23 protein-coding genes are annotated in these 19,599 nt (G+C 71.1%); 12 read left to right on the forward strand and 11 right to left on the reverse strand.

Annotated elements, in window-relative coordinates; all coding sequences use genetic code 11:
* Nucleotides 1-30: 30 nt before the first annotated feature.
* Complete coding sequence (locus tag CRM89_RS19830; RefSeq protein WP_011211733.1) at nucleotides 31-552, forward strand: DUF2505 domain-containing protein; 522 nt, start codon at nucleotides 31-33, stop codon at nucleotides 550-552.
* Nucleotides 522-1,319, forward strand: coding sequence for a hypothetical protein (locus tag CRM89_RS19835; protein ID WP_011211734.1), 798 nt, complete (start codon nucleotides 522-524; stop codon nucleotides 1,317-1,319). Before CRM89_RS19830 ends, CRM89_RS19835 begins: the two co-directional genes overlap by 31 nt.
* On the opposite strand, the gene CRM89_RS19840 is transcribed toward CRM89_RS19835, so the two are convergent.
* Nucleotides 1,320-1,928: a hypothetical protein gene (locus CRM89_RS19840; protein WP_060594185.1), complete on the reverse strand. Its 609-nt coding sequence runs from the start codon at nucleotides 1,926-1,928 to the stop codon at nucleotides 1,320-1,322.
* Nucleotides 1,929-2,027: 99 nt separating this feature from the next.
* Here CRM89_RS19840 and CRM89_RS19845 point away from each other — a divergent pair, with 99 nt between their 5' ends.
* Nucleotides 2,028-2,750 carry a DUF2993 domain-containing protein gene (locus tag CRM89_RS19845; RefSeq protein WP_060594183.1) on the forward strand — a complete coding sequence of 241 codons (723 nt, stop codon included), beginning with the start codon at nucleotides 2,028-2,030 and terminating at the stop codon, nucleotides 2,748-2,750.
* A gap of 10 nt (nucleotides 2,751-2,760) precedes the next feature.
* Here CRM89_RS19845 and deoC read toward each other — a convergent pair whose 3' ends face one another.
* The gene (gene deoC, locus CRM89_RS19850; RefSeq protein ID WP_011211737.1) at nucleotides 2,761-3,429 is read right to left on the reverse strand and encodes a deoxyribose-phosphate aldolase; all 669 of its coding nucleotides are present in this window, start codon (nucleotides 3,427-3,429) and stop codon (nucleotides 2,761-2,763) included.
* Nucleotides 3,430-3,611: 182 nt separating this feature from the next.
* Here deoC and CRM89_RS19855 point away from each other — a divergent pair, with 182 nt between their 5' ends.
* Entirely contained in the window at nucleotides 3,612-4,136 is a 525-nt protein-coding gene (locus CRM89_RS19855; RefSeq protein WP_041560450.1) for a GNAT family N-acetyltransferase, read from the forward strand.
* A 57-nt stretch (nucleotides 4,137-4,193) separates the two neighbouring features.
* Nucleotides 4,194-5,084: a formyltetrahydrofolate deformylase gene (gene purU, locus CRM89_RS19860; protein ID WP_011211739.1), complete on the forward strand. Its 891-nt coding sequence runs from the start codon at nucleotides 4,194-4,196 to the stop codon at nucleotides 5,082-5,084.
* Nucleotides 5,085-5,136: 52 nt separating this feature from the next.
* Here the strand turns inward: purU and CRM89_RS19865 are convergent, their stop codons facing one another.
* The 5 genes from CRM89_RS19865 to CRM89_RS19885 all read right to left on the reverse strand — a co-directional run bounded on the left by CRM89_RS19865 (nucleotide 5,137) and on the right by CRM89_RS19885 (nucleotide 9,143).
* Nucleotides 5,137-6,177, reverse strand: coding sequence for an alpha/beta fold hydrolase (locus CRM89_RS19865; protein WP_098085528.1), 1,041 nt, complete (start codon nucleotides 6,175-6,177; stop codon nucleotides 5,137-5,139).
* Nucleotides 6,178-6,247: 70 nt separating this feature from the next.
* Entirely contained in the window at nucleotides 6,248-6,544 is a 297-nt protein-coding gene (locus CRM89_RS19870) for a DUF2516 family protein (RefSeq protein WP_041560451.1), read from the reverse strand.
* An 82-nt stretch (nucleotides 6,545-6,626) separates the two neighbouring features.
* Nucleotides 6,627-7,292 carry a hypothetical protein gene (locus CRM89_RS19875; RefSeq protein WP_011211742.1) on the reverse strand — a complete coding sequence of 222 codons (666 nt, stop codon included), beginning with the start codon at nucleotides 7,290-7,292 and terminating at the stop codon, nucleotides 6,627-6,629.
* Nucleotides 7,289-7,696 carry a helix-turn-helix domain-containing protein gene (locus CRM89_RS19880; protein WP_041560452.1) on the reverse strand — a complete coding sequence of 136 codons (408 nt, stop codon included), beginning with the start codon at nucleotides 7,694-7,696 and terminating at the stop codon, nucleotides 7,289-7,291. The genes CRM89_RS19875 and CRM89_RS19880 overlap by 4 nt, the downstream gene beginning before the upstream one ends.
* A gap of 103 nt (nucleotides 7,697-7,799) precedes the next feature.
* Nucleotides 7,800-9,143: a DUF445 domain-containing protein gene (locus CRM89_RS19885; RefSeq protein WP_011211744.1), complete on the reverse strand. Its 1,344-nt coding sequence runs from the start codon at nucleotides 9,141-9,143 to the stop codon at nucleotides 7,800-7,802.
* Nucleotides 9,144-9,277: 134 nt separating this feature from the next.
* On the opposite strand from CRM89_RS19885, the gene CRM89_RS19890 reads away from it, so the two are divergent.
* The 7 genes from CRM89_RS19890 (at nucleotide 9,278) to CRM89_RS19920 (ending at nucleotide 15,542) form a co-directional block, all read left to right on the forward strand.
* Entirely contained in the window at nucleotides 9,278-9,958 is a 681-nt protein-coding gene (locus CRM89_RS19890) for a TetR/AcrR family transcriptional regulator (RefSeq protein ID WP_098085530.1), read from the forward strand.
* A gap of 110 nt (nucleotides 9,959-10,068) precedes the next feature.
* On the forward strand, nucleotides 10,069-11,487 hold the full coding sequence (locus CRM89_RS19895; protein WP_011211746.1) for an AarF/ABC1/UbiB kinase family protein: 1,419 nt from the start codon (nucleotides 10,069-10,071) through the stop codon (nucleotides 11,485-11,487).
* Nucleotides 11,488-11,553: 66 nt separating this feature from the next.
* Nucleotides 11,554-12,798, forward strand: a complete 1,245-nt coding sequence (locus tag CRM89_RS19900; RefSeq protein WP_041560453.1) for a trans-acting enoyl reductase family protein — start codon at nucleotides 11,554-11,556, stop codon at nucleotides 12,796-12,798.
* Between the two features lie 121 nt (nucleotides 12,799-12,919).
* Nucleotides 12,920-13,300, forward strand: coding sequence for a hypothetical protein (locus tag CRM89_RS19905; protein ID WP_060594178.1), 381 nt, complete (start codon nucleotides 12,920-12,922; stop codon nucleotides 13,298-13,300).
* 32 nt (nucleotides 13,301-13,332) lie between these two features.
* Nucleotides 13,333-13,980 (forward strand): hypothetical protein, encoded by a 648-nt coding sequence (locus tag CRM89_RS19910; RefSeq protein WP_229434794.1) that lies wholly within the window; start codon nucleotides 13,333-13,335, stop codon nucleotides 13,978-13,980.
* Nucleotides 13,977-14,675, forward strand: a complete 699-nt coding sequence (locus tag CRM89_RS19915) for an ESX secretion-associated protein EspG (RefSeq protein WP_011211750.1) — start codon at nucleotides 13,977-13,979, stop codon at nucleotides 14,673-14,675. The genes CRM89_RS19910 and CRM89_RS19915 overlap by 4 nt, the downstream gene beginning before the upstream one ends.
* Nucleotides 14,676-14,696: 21 nt before the next feature.
* Complete coding sequence (locus CRM89_RS19920; protein ID WP_041560454.1) at nucleotides 14,697-15,542, forward strand: polyphosphate kinase 2 family protein; 846 nt, start codon at nucleotides 14,697-14,699, stop codon at nucleotides 15,540-15,542.
* Between the two features lie 4 nt (nucleotides 15,543-15,546).
* Here CRM89_RS19920 and lexA read toward each other — a convergent pair whose 3' ends face one another.
* Genes lexA through CRM89_RS19940 form a run of 4 tightly spaced genes read right to left on the reverse strand, consistent with a single transcriptional unit; the run spans nucleotide 15,547 to nucleotide 19,577 of the window.
* Nucleotides 15,547-16,197, reverse strand: a complete 651-nt coding sequence (lexA, locus tag CRM89_RS19925) for a transcriptional repressor LexA (RefSeq protein WP_098085533.1) — start codon at nucleotides 16,195-16,197, stop codon at nucleotides 15,547-15,549.
* A gap of 49 nt (nucleotides 16,198-16,246) precedes the next feature.
* Nucleotides 16,247-17,065, reverse strand: coding sequence for an alpha/beta fold hydrolase (locus CRM89_RS19930; RefSeq protein WP_086842713.1), 819 nt, complete (start codon nucleotides 17,063-17,065; stop codon nucleotides 16,247-16,249).
* Between the two features lie 26 nt (nucleotides 17,066-17,091).
* Complete coding sequence (locus CRM89_RS19935; RefSeq protein WP_086842710.1) at nucleotides 17,092-18,225, reverse strand: NAD(P)/FAD-dependent oxidoreductase; 1,134 nt, start codon at nucleotides 18,223-18,225, stop codon at nucleotides 17,092-17,094.
* A 23-nt stretch (nucleotides 18,226-18,248) separates the two neighbouring features.
* Nucleotides 18,249-19,577, reverse strand: coding sequence for a carboxylesterase family protein (locus tag CRM89_RS19940; RefSeq protein WP_098085536.1), 1,329 nt, complete (start codon nucleotides 19,575-19,577; stop codon nucleotides 18,249-18,251).
* Nucleotides 19,578-19,599 lie beyond the last annotated feature (22 nt).

Here is a 19,599-nt window from a genome sequence, read left to right on the forward strand (position 1 = left end):
CGAAAAAGGCACCCCCTAACGTTAAGACCCATGGCACGTCGTCTGGACTACTCCGCCCGCTACCCCTTGCACACCACCGCGGAGTTGTATGAGGCCCTGTCCTCCCGGGACTACTGGGAGGCGCGGGTGGAGAAGATGCGCGAGCTGACCCCCGGCAACGAGGTGGTCAGCCTCGACGTCGACGAATCGGGCATCCGGGTCGAGCTGCGTCACATCCTGCCGCGCGAGATGCTGCCGGAGATCGCGCAGACGGTGATGCGCAAGGACATGGTCATCACCCGCAAGGAGAGCTGGGGCCCCTTCGACGCCGCGGAGTCGGTGGGCAAGTACTCGGCCTCGATCCCGGCCGGCCCCGGCAGCCTGGGCGGCACGATCAAGCTGTTCCCCACCGAGACCGGCTGCACCATGCGGTTCTCCTCGGAAGCCAAGGTCTACATCCCGATGGTGGGTCCCCGGCTGGAACAACTGATGCTGGTGAATCTGGTCGACCTGTTCCGCGGGGAAGCCGAGGAGACCGTGCGGTGGCTGGACGAGCGCAAGCCGGCCGGCTGACCCCTCCGATAGGCACCATCACCCGCGGCACCACCGGCATCAACCGGCTGCGACGCAGCGATCGCTGGCTCGTGCACGACGACCTCGTGCGCGCGACCCTGCTCGCCGCCGCGGACCCGCTGGTGGTCGATCTCGGGTACGGCGCGAGCCCCTGGACCACCTTCGAGCTCGCCGGGCGGTTGCGCGCGGTGCGGTCCGACGTGCGGCTGGTCGGCCTGGAGATCGATCCGGCACGGGTGGTGCCGGGCCGGGACGGAGTCTCGTTCGCGCGCGGCGGTTTCGAGCTGGCCGGGCTGCGGCCGGTGCTGGTGCGCGCGTTCAACGTGTTGCGCCAGTACCCGGAGGCCGAGGTGGCCGGCGCGTGGGCGACGGTGACGGCCAATCTCGCGCCGGGCGGGCTGCTGGTGGACGGCACCTGCGACGAACTCGGCCGTCGCTGTGCCTGGGTGTTGCTCGACCGCGACGGCCCGCTGTCGCTGACGCTGGCCTGGGATCCGTTCACCGTGGCCAGACCGTCGGATCTGGCCGAGCGGCTGCCCAAGGCGCTGATCCACCGCAATGTGGCGGGCGAGCAGGTGCACGCCCTGCTCGCCGCCGCCGACCGGGCCTGGTCGCGCGCGGCGCCGATGGCGCCGTTCGGCCCGCGAGTGCGCTGGCGCGCGGCCGCGGAATTGTTGCGGGATCAGGGTTTTCCGGTGCGCGAGTACCGCAGGCGGATGCGCGACAACGTGCTGTCGGTGCCGTGGTCGGCGGTGGCGCCGCGCTGATCACACCCCGTCCAGCGCACGGCGCACACGGGCGGCCGAGCGGAGCTCGAGAGTGCTTGCGGCGGTGGCGATCTCGTCGTGGGTGCAGCGCCCGATGACGACGGCGTCGCGAACCACCTCGTCGAGGGCGGCCTGGCCGATGTCGGTCTCGGCGAGATCGACGACGGTGCGCACCGGGGTGGTGACCAGGAACGCGCCCGCCGACTCCAGATCGGCGGCGGGCAGGGCGCGGCGCAGCACCACCAGCCGCGGCGTCACCGGCGGCCGGCCCGCGCCCACCGACAGGTGCAGGAACCGGGGGCGCAGCCGGCCGAGCCCGTGCAGATCGGCCGCGCTGTGGTGGGAGACGGCGACCGCGCCGTCGAACCAGGCCGACCACATCGCGTACTCGTCGAGCGGGCCTTCCGGCCATTCGGACAGGCGCAGGATGCCGACGCCCGCGCGCCGGACCGTCCCTTCGGCGAGGGCGGCGCGGACCCGCGCCTCACATCCGGCGCGCAGCACCTGCCGGGTGGTGAAGAATCCGGCGTGTCGACCGGCGAGTCGCCGCAGCACCCGCCACCGTCGATCGACGGATCCGGGTGCGCTGCCCCGCGCCTCACCAGCCATGACACTCAGGCTACGCTGGAATTCTGTGTCACATGTCACATTCGCATCCCTCACCCCGACCTCAGAGCCGCCACAGAAACGTGCGGAAGAATCTCCGTCATGACTACCTCACCCCCCGCCGCACCGCGCGTCAGCAGGCGCACCCTGGTGATCGCGCTGGCTGTCGTCGCCACGCTGCTGGTCACGGCGCTGGTCGCCGGTGAGGCATACGCCCGCCACGCGGTCTCCAAGTGCATCAGCAGCCAGTTCGAGCAGGAGATGGGCTCGAAGATCGACGTCGGGTTCGGCGCCAAGCCGCTGCTGATCACCTGGCTGGACGGCAAGGTCTCCTCGGTGACCGTGGACAGCAAGGACGACAAGTTCGGCCCCGCCGTCGGCATGAACGTGCACGCCACCTTCCGCGACGTGGAGGTCGCCGACAACGGCAAGGGCGGCACGGTGGGCAGCTCCGAGGCCGATGTCACCTGGAGCAACGACGGCATCGAGCAGACCCTGGCCGGCATGGTCAGCGGGGTGCGGTCGTCGGCGGCGTCGGACGTCATCACCCTCGACGTGCTCGGCGGCCTGGCCCAGCTCCAGGTCCGCCCGCAGGTGCGCGACGGCGCGGTGGACGTGCAGACCATGTCCGCCGAGGTACTGGGCATCGGCTTGCCGACCGACCTGGTCGCGGGCATCGTCGACGTCTTCACCGAGAGCCTGCAGAGCTATCCGATGGGCTTGCGCGCCACCGAGATCGAGGTCACCGACAACGGGATCGACGTGCACCTGGCCGGTGGTCGCACCGAACTCCAGAGCACCGGCAGCAGCGACGTCCGCTGCTGAGCGGATGCGGTCAGGAGGGGAAACCGTCCAGCACCGCCGCCGACTTGGACAGCCCGAGCCGGGTGGCGCCCGCCGCGAGCAGTTCGGCGGCCGCCGCCGCGGTGCGGATGCCACCGCTGGCCTTGATGCCGAGCCTGCCGCCCACCGTCTCGGCCATCAGCCGCACCGCGTGCACGCTCGCCCCGCCCGCGGGATGAAAACCGGTCGAGGTCTTGACGAAATCGGCGCCCGCGCGTTCGGCGACGCGGCAGACCTCCACGATCGCCTCGTCCGAGAGCGCCGCCGATTCGATGATCACCTTGAGCACCGCGCGATCCGAGATCGCCTCGCGCACGGTCACGATGTCGGCGAGCACCGCGCTGTATTCGCCCGCGCGGGCGGCGCCCACGTCGATCACCATGTCGACCTCGGCCGCGCCCTGGTCCACCGCCAGCCGCGCCTCGGCCCCCTTGACCAGCGAATGATGTTTGCCCGAGGGGAATCCCGCGACGGTGGCCACGACCAGTCCGGGCGCGCGCACCGGCAGCATCGACGGCGAGACGCAGACGGCGTACACGCCGAGGTCGCGCGCCTCGGCCACCAGCGCGGCGACGTCGTCGTCGGTGGCCTCGGGCGCCAGCAGCGTGTGGTCGATGCGAGCGGCCACCTCGGCCCTGGTCGGCAACGCGGTTTCTGCCATGCTGCGCAGTCTGGCACACCGTCTGCGCGGTCCGGCACGCCGTATGCGAAGCTCGGCACACCGCACGTGAAGCGCGGCACACCACCGAATTGCGTTGCCAGGCCGGTGGTGCGTCCCGCAGACTGCCTACGCATCGGTGGTTTCGCGTGCATGGCCAACTTCGTTCGGGAGGAGACGACACCGTGCTGATCCGACGCGAACGCGCCGCGGATGCCGCCGCCATCGCGCAGGTGCATCGCAGCGCCTTCGCCACGGCCCCCGGGTCCGCGAACCTGCCGGAACCGCCCGAAGTGGCGCTGGTCGAGCGGCTGCGCCGCGACCCCGGCTGGATCGCGACGCTCTCCCTGGTCGCGGTGGAGCACGACGACGTGGTCGGCCACGTCTGCCTCACCAGGGCCGCGGTCGGCCCGTTCCCCGCCCTCGGCCTCGGCCCGCTCGGCGTGCGCGCCGACCACCAGGGCCGCGGGGTCGGCTCGGCGCTCATGCACGCCGCGCTCGGCGCCGCCGACGCGCTGGACGAGTCGCTGATCGGTTTGCTGGGCAGCCTGGAGTACTACCCCCGGTTCGGCTTCGTGCCGGCGGCGCGACTGGGCATCGCGCCGGACGAGCCCGAATGGGCCTCGCACTTCCAGGTGCGGCCGCTGACCGCCTTCGAGCCGCAGATCGCCGGCGAATTCCATTACGCGGAGCCCTTTTACGAATTGTGAGCGGCACGGACCCGGGCACCCGGCCGGTGCGCGGCGGTGGCCTGTGAGAATGGGCTCATGAGTCCCGCCGTGCCCAGTCAGGAAGATCGTCGCTACGTGCTCACCCTGGGATGCCCGGACCGTCCGGGCATCATCGCCAGGATCACGTCCTTCATCGCCGAATTCGGCGGGTCGATCTCCGAGGCCGGGTACCACTCCGACGAGGACACCGGCTGGTTCTTCACCCGCCAGGCGATCAAGGCCGCGACGGTGCCCTTCGAGCTCGACGAGCTGCGCGAGCGCTTCGCCGAGGTGGCCGCGGAGCTCAGCCCGGAGACCGAATGGCAGGTGCACGACTCCGGCGCGCGCAGGCGCGCGGTGCTGTTGGTCAGCCGCGACGGGCACTGCCTGCACGACCTGCTGGGCCGGGCCGCCTCGGGGGAACTGCCCGCCACCATCGAGGCGGTGATCGGCAACCATCCCGATCTGGCCGCGATGACCGAGGCGCACGGGGTGAAGTTCCACCACGTGCCCTTCCCGAAGGACCCCGCCGAGCGCGGTCCGGCCTTCGAGCAGGTGCGGGAACTGGTCGACGCGCACGATCCGCACGCGGTGGTGCTGGCCCGGTTCATGCAGGTGCTGCCGCCGCAGCTGTGCGAGCACTGGGCCGGCCGCGCCATCAACATCCACCACAGCTTCCTGCCCTCGTTCGTCGGGGCCAGGCCCTACCACCAGGCGTTCGCCCGCGGAGTGAAGCTGATCGGGGCCACCTGCCACTACGTGACGCCCGAACTGGACGCCGGGCCGATCATCGAGCAGGACGTGATCCGCATCGACCACGCCGACCAGGTGCGCGACATGGTGCGGCAGGGCCGCGACATCGAGCGGGTGGTACTGGCCCGTGGCCTGCGCTGGCATCTGGAGGGGCGGGTGCTGGTGCACGGCCGCCGCACCGTGGTCTTCTCCTGAAGACGGCCTCAGCCGACGGCTGCGACAACCTCAGCCGACGGCTGCGACAACCTCAACCGACGGCTTCGGCGCGCCTGCTGTGCACCGAGTCCAGCACGCGCGCCAGTTCGTCGTTGAAACGCTCGAACATCTCGACATTGCCCAGGTGGCCGGTCTCGAACACCGCGTAGCGGTCCAGGCTGCCCACCGACTCGAGCATTTCGGCGATCAGTTCGGAGTGCACCGGCGGCGTCAAATCGTCGAACGACCCGGCCAGCACGGTGGTGGGCACCACCAGGTTGCGGGCCGCCTCGCCGAGGTCCATCACCGCGAGCAGCTTGCCGAACTCCGCGCGCACCGCGGCCGGGCACGAGCGCACGATCGCCATGCCGAAATCGACCCGGTCGCTGTCGCAGGCCAGGCACATCACCTGGCGGGCGAACAGCCAGCGCACCGGCCGCACGGGCGGGAAGACGATCGGGGTGCCGAGGCCGACCTTGCCGACGGCCAGCGGCAGCGACACACCGGTGCGCTTGAACCGCATCGGCCGGTTGAAGAACGGCACCACCGTGGTGGTGTCGACCAGGCCGTGCGGGGCGGTATTGGTGAGCAGCACCGCGTGCGCGCGGCGGGTGACCTCGCCGGGGTTGCGCGCCGCCCAGGCCTGCAAGGTCATGCCGCCGAGGCTGTGCCCGACGAGGACCGCCTTCTCCCCCGCGGGCACCGCGGCGTCGAGCACGGCCGCGAGGTCGTCGGCGAGCAGGTCCATCGTCAGGGGCGCGGTGCCGCGTTCGCTCTCGCCGTGGCCGCGCTGGTCGTAGGCGACCACCCGGTAGTTCCCGGCGAAGGCGTTGATCTGCGGGTTCCAGTATTCGATGGCGCAGGTCCAGCCGTGCACGAGCACGATGGTCGGCGCGCCCGCGGGACCGTAGGCGTGCACGCGCAGCCGGGCGCCGTCCGGGCGGGTCACGGGGATGACCTCGCGCTGGGCGGTCGGCGGATTCAGCGCCGTGGTCGGGTAGGTGCGCGCCCGCAGGTTCGCGCGGTGCGCGGTGAGCAGCTCCGCGATCTTGGCCGGGAGCTGCGCCAGGACGGCAGGCAGCTGTGCACGCATCGGACACTCCTTTGTGTTACTGCTAGATACAGTAACGCCGATGCGCGGGAGATTCCAGTGCCTGCGCGCGCTACCAGCGCGGTCCGCGCTGCACCTCGTCCACCTTCGGTCGCACATCGGCCAGGTAGATGCCGGTCGCGATGATCGAGACGAAGGCCAGCAGGCCGAGACCACCCGCCGAGAGCAGCAACAACAGCACGGCGACACCCAGGATCGCCAGCCAGATGGGTTTGGTCTGCTTGTCAACAGCGGTGAACGCGTCCGGGCGCTGCCGGATGGCGTGGATCAGCGCGAAGATCGTCGCGCCGAGCGCGGCGAGCCACAGCACGAGCAGAATCAGGCCGGTCAACCCGTTCACCGTTTGCACTCCCCCATGATACGAAAACCGCCCCCGCGCAGCAGCGTGCGCGAGGGCGGTCGGAAAACCCGGTCCGGGCTGCCGGACGCGATCAGACGTTCTTCGGGGCGGCCTTCTTCGCCGGGGCGGCCTTCTTGGCCGGCGCCTTCTTCGCGGCGGGGGCGGCCTTCTTGGCCGGGGCGGGGGTGGTCTCGGTGGTCACCTCGACGACCTCGGCGTCGACGACCGGCGCCGCGGTGGCGGTGGCCTCGGGAGCGCTCTCCTCCGCCTTGGCCGGACGGCCCAGCAGGCCGTTCACCCGGCCGACAACCTCCTCGGCGCGCGAGGCGGCGTCCTTGTAGAGGCTCTCCACGCGCTCGATCTGATCCTCGACCAGGTGGTTGGCACGCAGCCGCTCCACGGTCTCCTCACCGCGCACGGCGAGGTCGGAGTAGAGGTCGAGCACCTTGGCGTAGTACTCCTCGGCCAGCTTGCGCAGTTCCTCGGCGGTGAACTTCTCGCGCAGCTCGGCGAGCTCGTCCGGCAGCTCGGTGGGCAGGCCGGCCAGCCGCTCGCGCAGCGACTCGAACTGGGCCTGCACATCGGCGGGCACGTGGGCGAAGCGCTCGCGCGCCTCCTCGACCCGGCCGGAGACGTCGGTGGTGGTGGCCTTCTCGCGCACCTGGGTGACGACGTCGAGGGCCGCCGTGTAAACGGCGTCCCCGGCGCCGACCGCGGCGAGCAGAGGCTTGGTGACGGTGGCGGTCTTCTCGGTCATGGTTGTTCGCTCTCCTGGCGTGGCGGAGTGTCGGTTGTCTCGTTCTCGCCGTTTTCTCGACGGAACGATTCGTAGATGTCCAGCAGCACCTGCTTCTGCCGCTCCGTGATGGAGGTGTCGGCAAGCAGGGCGTCCCGGACCGGACCGTGCGGCCGCTGCTCGAGATAGCCGGCCCGTACGTACAAGACCTCCGAGGACACCCGCAGCGCTTTCGCGATCTGCGCGAGTACCTCCGCGGACGGGTTGCGCAATCCCCGCTCGATCTGGCTGAGATACGGATTGCTCACCCCCGCCAGGGCGGCGAGTTGACGCAACGAGACTTGCGCAGCTTCCCGCTGTGCCCTGATGAAACCTCCGATGTCGTGCGCCGCGTTCGCCACGCGGCCCTCGGGATGGTCAGCCATCACTCACCTTCTGGCGGTTGTACGAGAACGAGTCTAGGTCAGGGTGCTAGCTCTTGCAAGCACTGTGTTAGCAGAAATTCCGGGGGCTACCGCCCGCGCCGGCTCAGCCGGGGAACAACAAATGCGAGACGGTGTAGATCACCAGCCCGGCCAGCGCGCCGACCACCGTGCCGTTGATCCTGATGAACTGCAGATCCCGTCCCACCTGCAATTCGATCTTCTTGCTCGCCTCCTCGGCGTCCCACTTGGCGACCGTGTCGGTGACCAGCGTGGTGATCTCGCCGGCGTAGTTGGCGACCAGATAGCGCACGCCGCGATCGATCCAGCCGTCGACCTTGGCGCGCATCTCGGCGTCGTCGCGCAAGCGCTCGCCCAGTTGCTGGACGTTCTCACCGACCTTACGCCGCAGTGTGCTGTTCGGATCGTCGGCCGATTCCAGGATCAGCCGCTTGGCCGCCCGCCAGGTGGCCTCGGCCAGGCCGGTGATCTCCTCGCGGCCCATCACCTGCGCCTTGACCCGCTCGGCCTTCTTGATCATCGCGTCGTCGAATTGCAGGTCGCGGGCGAATTCCTCGAGGAACCGGTTGGCGGCCAGGCGCACCTCGTGCTCGGGGTCGGAGCGCACCTTCCAGGTGAATTCGACCAATTCCCGATAGATCTTTTCCGACAACAGAATGTTGACGAATTTCGGCGCCCATTGCGGCGCCTGCTCCATGACCACCTTGTCGACGATTTCCTGGCTGCCCAGCGCCCACTGGTGCGCGCGCTCGGCAAGCAGGTCCAGCAACGCCAGCTGGCGGTTGTCGGCGATCAGTTCCGCGAGCACCCGACCGATCGGCGGACCCCACAGCGGCTCGGCGATGCGCTTGACGATCGTGTTGTCGATGATCTGCTCGACGTCCTCGTCGCGCAGCACCCCGACCACGGCGCGCAGGATCGTCGAACTCTCCTGCGCCACCCGCGCGGCGTGCCCCGGATCGGCCATCCAGCGGCCGACGCGCAACGACACCTCGGCCGAGTTCACCTTCGCCGACACCACCTCCGGTGCGAGGAAGTTGGTGCCGACGAAGCTGCCGAGACTGGCGCCGAGCTGATCCTTCTTCTTCCGGATGATGGCGGTGTGCGGGATCGGCAGGCCGAGCGGATGCCGGAACAACGCCGTGACCGCGAACCAGTCCGCCAGCGCGCCGACCATGCCCGCCTCGGCGGCGGCGCGCACGTAGCCGACCCACTCACCGCCGCCGCCGCGCGACTCCAGCCAGCGGCACAGCAGGTAGATCGCCGTCGCCGCGGCGAGCAGGCCGGTCGCCAGCGTCTTCATCTTGCGCAGGTCACGGCGCTTGGCCGTCTCGTCGACGAAGAATCCCGTCGGCGCGGCGGGGGTCACCGCCGGCGCGGGCGGCGCCGCGATCTCGGGGGCGGTGAGGTTGCCGGGAGCTTTCTCCATGTCCTCCATTCTGCTGTGCCATAAGCTGTAGGCCGACCCACCCGACACGACCCCCCACCCCAACGACCAAGGAGCCTGCCCTGTCCACCGAAGACCTTGTCGACATCGGTGAGCGCGCCGAGCGACCGGCTGCGGTGCGCACCGGCCGGGTGGACGGCCGCAAACGCCGCTGGCGCCAGCACAAGATCGACCGGCGCGAAGAACTCGTCGACGGCACTTTGGCGGCTGTCCGCACGCGCGGCGCCACCGCGGGCATGGACGAGATCGCCGCCCAGATCGGCGTCTCCAAGACCGTCCTCTACCGGTACTTCGCCGACAAGCACGACCTGGTCCACGCGACCATGCAGCGCTTCATCGAGACGACCCTGATGCCCCGGGTCTACGGCGCCATCAGCGTCGACGCCGACGAGTTCCAGCTGACCCGCTCGGCGCTGGCCGCCTACGTCGTCACCGTCGACGAGGACCCCGAGGTCTACCGGTTCATCATGGGCAACGGTTCGGACGCCTCCTCGCTGGCGGAGTTCGAGAAGCTGTTCGCCGATGTGGTCTCGGCGGTGATCATCGACCGCGCCGGCTCGCGCGGCATCGACACCAAGGGCTCCCAGCTGTGGTCGTATGTGCTGGTCGGCGGTATCCAGCTGGCCACGCACTGGTGGACCACGGACAAGTCGATGGATCGCGAAGAGGTCATCGACTACCTGACGATGATGGCCTGGAGCGCGATCGAGGGCATGGCCCGCGCCGGCGGCTCGCGGGAGATCTTCAACACCCAGCAGCACGTGCTGCCCACCCCGGAGACCGAGTCGCCCGCCTGACCGGCCCGGGTCGACATCGCGCTGTCGGCGGTTAGTCTGAACGCGGGTGGTGCGCCCGGGGGGCGGACCGGATCACCGTGGATCGCGTCGGCACCGATGGAGGTACCTCGATGGCGAAGCAAGTGCCGACCTCGCGGCTTGCTCGCGGAACCAAATTGGGCGCGGTCGCGGCCGGATCGGTGCTGCGCACCCAGCGCACCCGGTTGTCCATGCGCGGACGCTCGGAGGCGGTGCGCGCGAAGATGGCCGAGGAGTCCATGATCCGCACCACCGAGCAGGTGGTCGCGGTGCTGGGCACCATGAAGGGCGTGGCGATGAAGCTGGGCCAGATGATGTCGGTGCTCGACCTGGACCTGGTGCCCGAAGCCCATCGCGAACGCTTCCAGCAACGGTTGGCCGTCCTGCGCAACGCCGCGCCGACGGTGCCCTTCGAGGGCATGCGCCGGGTGGTCGAGGAGGATTTCGGCGCCCCGCTGGACACGGTGTTCGCCGAGTTCGAGCCGGAGCCGATCGCGGCGGCCTCGATCGGGCAGGTCTACCGCGCCCGGCTGCACGACGGCCGGGTGGTCGCGGTGAAGGTGCAGTATCCGGGCATCGACGCCGCCGTGCGCGCGGACCTGAAGAACCTGACGATGTTCCGCAAGGTGCTGCAATCGGCGATGCCGTGGGTGACCCCCGCGGTGCTCGACGAGCTACGCCTCAACATCGAAAGCGAACTCGACTACCGCGCCGAGGCGCAGACCCAGGCCGAGCTGGCCGAGCTCTACGCCGACCATCCGTTCATCGTGGTGCCCGGCACGCTGCTCGAGCTGAGCACCACCCGGGTGCTGGTCTCGGAGTATCTGCCCGGCCGCGGTTTCGACGAGATCCGCGGCCTGCCCGACGCCGACCGCAACCGCATCGGCGAGATCATCTACCGCTTCTATGTCGGGTCGCTGTTCGAGTTCGCCGAGTTCTGCGGTGACCCGCATCCAGGCAATGTGCTGCTGCTCGACGACGGCCGGGTCGGCTTCCTCGACTTCGGCCTGTTCAACCGGATGGACCCGGCACACGTGCGTTTCGAGATCACCTGCCTGCGCGCGGCGGCCGAGGAACGCGCCGAAGATCTGCGGCAGTTGATGATCCAGCGCGGTGTCATCGATTCGCCGGAGGAGATCGGTGCCGAGGAGTGCCTCGAGTACGTGCTGGCCGCGTCCGAATGGTGTCTGGTGGACGAGGAACTCACCATCACCCCGGAGCTGGCCAGCGGCGCGTTCCTGCTCGCGGTCGACCCGCGCGCGAGCGAGTTCGCCGGGATGAAGCAGCAGAATCTGCCCCCGGAGCACCTGTTCTCCCGGCGCGCGGACTTCCTCACCTTCGGCATGCTCGGCCAGCTGCACACCACCGCGAACTGGCATCGCATCGCGCGGGAATGGCTCTACGACGAGGACCCCGTCACCGAGCTGGGCCGCGCGCACCGGCAGTGGCTGGCGCAGCGCACACCGCCCAAACCCGCCCGCGCCCGCAAGAAGACCGCCACCCGGCGCTGAATCCCGCACCGCATCGACTACCACCGTCCCGGCCACCGGTCGTGACGCTCAGGAGTGACGGACCACATGACAGACACCCGCGATTTCGATCTCACCGTGTTCGGCGCGACCGGCTTCGTCGGCAAGCTCACCGCCGAATACCTGCTCGACGCCGCACCCGAGGGCGCGCGGATCGCGCTGGCCGGGCGCTCGGCCGACAAGCTGGCGAAGGTGCGCGAGGAACTGGGCCCGCGCGCGGCGAACTGGGAACTCGTCGTCGCCGATTCCACCGACCAGGCCGCGCTCGACGCGCTGGCCGCCCGCACCACGGCCGTGATCACCACGGTGGGCCCCTACCTGCGCTACGGCATGCCGCTGGTGCGCGCCTGCGCCGAAGCGGGCACGCACTACGCCGATCTCACCGGTGAGCCGCTGTTCATCCGCGAGGCCATCGACGCCCATCACGACCGGGCCGTCGAGACCGGCGCGAAGATCGTCAACTCCTGCGGTTACGACTCGGTGCCCTCCGACCTGAGCGTCTACCAGCTCTACCGGAGTTCGGTGGCGGACAACACCGGTGAGCTGACCGACGTCACGCTGGTCGCTTCGCTCAAGGGCGGCGTCAGCGGCGGCACCATCGATTCCGGCCGGGCCATGATGGAGGCGGTGGCCGCGGATTCGTCCAAGGCCGCGGTGCTCGCGCACCCGTACTCGCTGAGCCCCGACAAGTCGATGGATCCCGACGTGGGCCGGCAGTCCGATCAGGCGCTGGAGCGGGCGAGCAACATCGACCCGAGCCTGGACGGCTGGGTCGGCACCTTCGTGATGGCCGCGCACAACACCAAGATCGTCCGCCGCACCAACGGCCTGCTCGGCTGGGTGTACGGCAAGAACTTCCGGTACCGCGAGGTGATGAGCGCGGGGTCCTCGCGGCTGTCCCCGGTGATCGCGACCGTCATGAGCGGCGGCATCGTGGCGGGCCTGGCCGCGGGCGCGGTGCTCTCGCGGGCGCGGGCGGGCCGCAAGCTGCTGGACACGGTGCTGCCCAAGCCGGGCACCGGCCCCAGCGAGGAGAGCAGGCGCTCGGGCTGGTTCACCATGAAGACCTTCGCGCGCACCACCTCCGGCGCCAAGTACGTGGCGACCTTCGCGGGCAAGGGCGATCCCGGCTACCAGGCCACCGCGGTGATGCTCGGCCAGTCCGGACTCTGCCTGGCCTTCGACGAATTGCCCGAGCTGGCGGGCATTCTCACCCCCGCGGCCGCCATGGGCGACGCGCTCACCGAGCGGCTGCGGGCCGCGGGCATGACGATCGAGGTGGCGCGCGCCTGACCCGGCCGGCACGTGCGGCCCGTCACAGTTGGGCCCCAAGCCGATCCGCGTCGCCCTGACCTGCCGCTAGAGTGCGGATCGGTAGGGCGGTGAGTGGACCGAGCGCAAGGGGGGTGAGCCCGTGGCGGTACCGGATACCGGTCAGGGCGTGGCCAGGGGGCTGTACGCGGCGGCGGTGGACGAGCGTTTCGAACTCGCCGAGGACGTCGCGGTGAATCTGGCCGCCGCCTGCGACAAGCTGGTCGAGGACCTGGGCGCGGCGCTGACCGCGAGCGAGGCCGCCGCCGCGGTGAGCGGGTTCCCCGAGCTGCCGACGGGCCGCGCGCTGGCCGCCGGCTTCGCCGCCAAGGGCGGGCAGTTGCGCGCCACGGTGGCGGCGTTCCAGGAGACGGCGCTGCTGTTCAAGGCCGCCTACCTCGCCGCGGGGCACCGGCTCGCCGAGGCCGAAGCCGCCCACCGCGCCGCGCTGCACGCCGTCGCCGACTACCTGGATCAGCGATGAGCGCCGTCGCCGCGCTCCGGGTGCGGTGAACCGTGGTGGACGCCGCGGCCAGGGCCGCCGCCGAGGAGATGCTGGCGCGCGGACGCGCGCTCGCGAACGCCGCCGAAACCTCCGGCGCCGGAACCGATCCCGCCTACGCGCCGGAGCGGGAACGCTTCGCCGCCTACACCCACGCCGAGATCTGGGAGCGGGTGCGCGAGGCGCTCGATCCCGCCGCGCTCGGGGAGACCGCCGAGGCGTGGCGGATCGGCGCGGACACGATCGGTGCGGCGTTCCAGTCCTTCGCCGACGCCACCGCCCGTGAATTCGCCCGCTGGTCGGGCCGTTCCGGCGAGGCGGCCGCCCAGGCCACCCGCTCCTTCGTCACCCTCGGCATGGACGCGCACGACGTGTGCCGCGCCGTGCAGCGCCTGATGGAGCTCAACCGTGATGTGGCCCAGACGATCCGGGCCGCCGTCCCCGCGCCGCCGCACTATCTGCCGCTGCCCGATCCGGTCGCCGAGGCGGTGCACGGCGGCCGCCGCCGGATGGAACACGACCGCGCCGCGGCCGAGCTCGAGGCCGACGTGCGCGACATCATGACCTACGTCTACACCCCCACCATGCCCGCCACCGGCGACAGCGTGCCCCGGTTCACACCGCCCGGGGCGGGCCCGACGGGTGGGAGCGGCGTACGGTGAGATGGGTCCTCACCCCGGACGAGTTCACCCATGTCTGGGAAAGCGAAACCAACCTGGATCGGCGGCCGTACCCGGTGAACATGGTGCCCGCCTCGCTGGTGCGCACCGAATCCGAGTACGAGGCGCTGCGCCTGCACCAACGCTTCGCCCGGCAGGCCGATCCGGACCTGGCCGCCGCGCTGATGCTGTGCGCGCGCACCGACGCCACCACCATCACCGTGTCCGGGGAGCGGTATCGCACCGACAACGGCACCGGCGACCGGGTGCTCGCCTTCGCCGCCGTCGTGCACCATCACGCGAGCATCCTGGTGGCCACCCCGGAGAAGATGACCGTGCTGATGTGCCACGCCCGCACCGTCGGCGCCCGGCTGGTGCAGGTGATCGGCTCGGCCCGGCCCGGGCGGCTCGGACCGCTGCGCGAACCCCAGGACCGCGTGCTCGGCGAACCGAGCGGCGGCGACGACGGCGCCGAACGGTTCCGGCAGACGCTGCGCAAACCGCTCGACGGCCGCGGGTTCATCACGGTGACCGTGGACCCGGAGAACCCGATGTCGCCGCCGACCCGGCACCGCAGCTGGCTCGACGTCAGCGGCGACGGCCGCTACCTGCTCACCACCGCCCACGATCTGGTTCTGGCGCCCGCCTCGGACGAGGACTTCGCCGTGCATCTGCTGCGTCTGGCGCAGATTCGGTGACCACCGTGGTAGTTGTGGACGATGGCGCAGAACTGGACCATCCCCGCGACCGAGGCGTTGCGTGCCGACGGCGTGCGGATCGCCGACCTGGACACCTCGGCCACGCCCGGCTTCGACGGTGACAAGACCCAGGGGCAGGACCTGCTGACCGAACGCACCGCGGTGCTGTCGGACCTGCAGGAGAAGCTCTACGCCAACGGCCGATCCGGCGACAAGCGCAGTGTGCTGCTGGTGTTGCAGGGCATGGACACCGCGGGCAAGGGCGGCATCGTGCGGCACGTGATCGGCTCGGTCGACCCGCAGGGCGTCGACCACGCCGCCTTCGGCGTGCCGACGCCGGAGGAGAAGCGCCACCACTACCTGTGGCGCATCCGCAAGGCGTTGCCGCGCGGCGGTCAGCTCGGGGTCTTCGACCGCTCGCACTACGAGGACGTGCTCGTGGTGCGGGTGCACGACCTGGTGCCGCGCGCGGAGTGGGAGCCGCGCTACGACGAGATCAACCACTTCGAGCGCGAGCTCACCGACGAGGGCATCACCCTGGTGAAGGTGGCGATGTTCGTCTCGCTCGACGAGCAGAAGCGGCGGCTGCGCGAACGTCTCGAACGCCCGGACAAGTATTGGAAGTTCAATCCCGCCGACATCGACGAACGCGCCTACTGGCCCGCCTACCAGGAGGCCTACCAGGCGATGCTGGACCGCACCCACACCGGCCACGCCCCCTGGTACGTCATCCCCGCCGACCGCAAGTGGTACGCCCGCCTCGCCGTCACCGAACTGCTCATCGACGCACTGTCCACGTTCCAGCTGGACTGGCCGCCCGCCCAGTTCGACGTCGCCGAACAACTGCGCCGCCTCGACCGGGCGTGAGGATTCAGATCCGGCGCAGAACCGAGACGACCTTGCCGAGGATGACCGCCTCGTCGCCGTCGATCACCTCGTAGGCGGGGTTGCGGGGTTCCAGCAGGACGTGGCCGTTGCGGCGGCGAAAGACCTTGACGGTGGCCTCCTCGCCGATCATGGCGGCCACGATGTCGCCCGAGTTCGCCTCCCGCTGACTGCGCACCACGACGGTGTCGCCGTCGCAGATGGCGGCGTCGATCATGGAGTCGCCGCGCACGCGCAGCGCGAACACGGTGCCGCGGCCGACCAGTTCGCGCGGCAGGGTGAGCAGGTCGTCGGTGTGTTCCTCGGCCAGGATCGGTGCGCCCGCGGCGATGTCGCCCACCACCGGCACGGTCACCGCGTCCTCGCTGGGCGCCGCGGCGGCCGTGCCGTGCAGGAACAGCCGCACATCGATCGGCCGCGCCACCCCCTTCCCCCGCCGCAGGAACCCGCGCTCCTCGAGGCTGCGCAGATGCCGGGCGACCGACGACATCGAGCGCAGACCGACCGCCGCACCGATCTGCCGGGTGCTCGGCGCGTACCCGTGCTCGACCACCCAGTCCCGGATGACCTCCAGGATCCGCCGCTGCCGCACCGGCAGCGCCGAGGTGTCGAGATGCTCGAAGTCGTAGTCGGTCACCCGGGAGATGTTAGGCGGGTGCGGTGGACCGGCACGAGTCAGCGGCCGGTCAGGTCGCGGGTGTCTGGGTGCCGATGAGGTCGAACAGTTCGGTGGTGACGCGCTCGGGGAGTTCGATGCCCGGGAAGTGGGTGTGGCCGTCGAGGCGGGTGTAGCTGAACCAGGGGTGGGTGCGGCGGAATTCGGCGTGCACGGCGTCGTACTCGGCCGACTCGGGGTGGGAGTAGACGTGGCGGACGGGGCGCGGTTCGGTGAACTTGTCCAGCCGGCCCATCGGGGAACCCCAGGTGGCGTAGGCGGTTTCGATGACGCGGCCGGAGCGGGCCCACATGTCGAAGCCGTGACCGCCGGCCTCGTAGCGCACGTGGTCGAGCACGGCCTGGTCGGTGCTGCCTGCCAGCCAGCTGTCGAGCAGGCCGCGCTGGGCGGCCCGCCAGGTCCGCTCGTCCTGCAGCGCGCGCAGGCCGGCGGCGAATTCCGGCGGCGGCGGGGTCATGATCAGGTCCATCAGCAGCAGCGCGGGCACGCGGTCGGCGCCGAGGGTGTCGGCGATGTCCATGGCCGCCCACCCGCCGTGCGCGTGTGAGAGCGGCACGAAACGCTCGACCTCCAGAGCGTCGAGCAGGCCGATGGTGTCGGAGACCTGTTCGGCGACACCGAAATCGCCGACGAGGGTGCGGTCGATGCCGTGGCCGCGCCAGCACACTCGGATCACCCGGTGGTGCGGGCGCAGATGCGGCAGCATGCGGTCGAAGGCGCGGTGGTCGTGGCCCCAGCCGGGCAGCAGCACGATGGCCGGACGATCCGGGGCATATCCCTGATCGTCGAAGCCGATCTCGACGTCGTTGATCCGATAGGTGTTGAGCATGGTGTTCTCCTGTTTCTCGGGATGCGTCAGGACGAGGCCGGACGCAGGCGGGTGGCGGCCAACTGGGTGTCGGCGAAGCCGGAGGTGCGGCCGAGCAGCCCCATCAGCGGGTCGCGCACCGCGTCGGGCACGGTGTTGAGCAGGCGCATCCGGTAGGAGGTGCGCTGGGTGCGTTCCACGCCGGGACGCTGCTCGCGTTCCCAGATGGTCAGCGCCGCGGGGAGGTCGAGGCCGGGCCGGGCGAGGGTGGCGGCGAGGGAGACGGCGTTGGTCATCGCGGTGCCGCCGCCCTGTCCGAGGTAGGGCGGCTGGGCGTGCGCCGCGTCGCCGAGGAACGCCACCCGCCCGCACGACCACGACCGCAGGCGGATGAACTCGAAGGTGTCCCAGCGGATCGGGATGCCGTCGGTGCTGTCCAGCAGGTCCCCCAGTCCGGGGAAGCTGCGCCGCCAGGACGCGAGGTCGAGGCGGGTGCCGGTGGTGGCGGGGTCGTCGGCGTCGGAGACGAGCGCCAGGTAGACGTGCTCGGGGGTGCAGGGGGTGTAGAGCAGCCGGCGTCGGCCCTGGAAGTACTCCAGGTGCTTGGGCAGGTCGTCGGCGGGCAGGTAGTCCCCGGCGGGCACCATGAGCCGGGCCGCGCCCTGGCGCATGCGCACCCGGCGGTGGGTCAGGCCGAGCCCGTCACGCAGCCGGGAGTGCACGCCGTCGGCGGCCACGACCAGGTCCGCGGTGCTGGTGCGGCCGTCGTCGAAGGTGACGGTGCCGTCGGGTGCGGCGGCGACGGCGCGGGATTCGGTGATCAGGTCCACGCCCGCCCGTTCGGCGGCCCGCACCAGCGCGGCGATCAGCCGGTCGCGCAGCAGGGTGTAGCAGCGGGGCCCGCCGGGACCGTTGATGTCGATCCGGTAGAGGGTGCGGCCGCTGCGGGAGCGGGCCTCCACCGCCGGACCGATGTGCGCGCCCGCGGTGGCCTCGTCGTAGGCGTCGATGGCCGCCAGGGCGGACAACCCGTTGTCCCACACGTAGATTCCCGCGCCGACGGCGCGAATGGCGGGCTGCCGTTCGTGCAACCGGACCCGCCAGCCCGCCAGGGCCAGTGCGGTCGCCGCGCTGAGCCCGCCGATACCGCCGCCGATCACGTCCGCATGCCGTCGGTTCACGGCCGGTTCCTTTCTGCCTTCGCTCAGGGGAGCTGTCGAACGGCACGTGATCCGTGCCGGTGGGCCGGCCAGTCGGCGACGGCGCCGGTGCGCACGAATTCGCCCCAGCTGCGCCGGGTACGGGCACCCAGCTCGTCGAGCTCGGCCGGGGTCGTCGGGCGCACCATCGGGGCAGCACGCCAGTCGTCGGGGTCGCCGAACAGCAGGGGCAGTTCGATGCAGTGGCAGGCACCGAGCGGGCTGCCGGGATGCAGTGCGCCGACGCGGTAGCAGCGCGCCACCGCACCTGCGTCGGTGAGCAGGTCGGCGAAGCGGAACACACCGTCCTCGAAGGCCTTTCGGCCGACCACCCGTTCGGCCAGCGTCACCACGCGCGGTCCGGCGACCGGTATCCGCCGGACCCGCCCGAACACCGGGTGCGGCCCGCCGAAGAACGCGCGCATCTCCGCGGCCGTGCAGCCCACCAGGGCCGGGACGGGGGCGGCGCGCACCGCGGCCGCCCATTGCGCGCGCCCCGGCAGGACGTCGGTCTCCTCGACGGGCAGGAACGGCGGCGCGGCGTTCAGGCCGCCCGGTCCGGCCCGGCGGATCGCGGTGCGGGCTTGGGCGGCAAGCAGTTCCGGCACCGGTGCGCTGCGCGGATCGGTGCCGAGTTCGGCCAGGAACACGGCGGCGGCACGCTCGGCCGCGGCGGCGTCGTGGAATCCGATACCGAAGGGCGCGCTCTGCACGATCGCCTGCGCGAACAGACCGCGCGCCCGCGGCATACCGACCATCGCCGCCACGCATTGACCGCCCGCCGACTGGCCCGCCACGGTGACCCGCGCGGGGTCGCCGCCGAACGCGCGGATGTTCTCGCGCACCCACCCCAGCGCGGCGAGCTGGTCGAGCAGGCCGAGATTGCCCTCGGACACACCCGCCGCGCGCAGCCAGCCCAGCACACCGAGCCGGTAGGACACCGAGACGACGACGATGCCCGTCTCCCGCACCAGCCGGTCGGCGTCGTAGAGATTCCATTCGCCGCCGCCGGAGAGGTAGGCGCCGCCGTGCAGCCAGACCAGCACCGCGGACCCACCGGGCGGCGGCTGCACCGGCGCGGTGACGGTCAGCCGCAGGCAGTCCTCGGACTGCTCGAACGGCGCGGGCGCACCCATCACCGCTTCCAGCCGGGAGGGCAGCTGGGGCGCGCTCGGCCCGCGGGTGCTCGCGTCGATCACGCCGTCGTGCGCGGGCTCCGGCTCCGGTGCGGCGAACCGTTCGGCCCGCGCGTACCTGATGCCCCGGAACGTCCGCACGCCGTCCGCGACGACGCCGCGCCAGCCTCCCGAGGGCGCTTCGACCACGTTGTCCATGCCACTCCCGCCTCTAACGCAA

The sequence above is a fragment of the Nocardia sp. FDAARGOS_372 genome (assembly GCF_002554515.1).
In the GTDB taxonomy this organism is placed as follows: domain Bacteria; phylum Actinomycetota; class Actinomycetes; order Mycobacteriales; family Mycobacteriaceae; genus Nocardia; species Nocardia farcinica.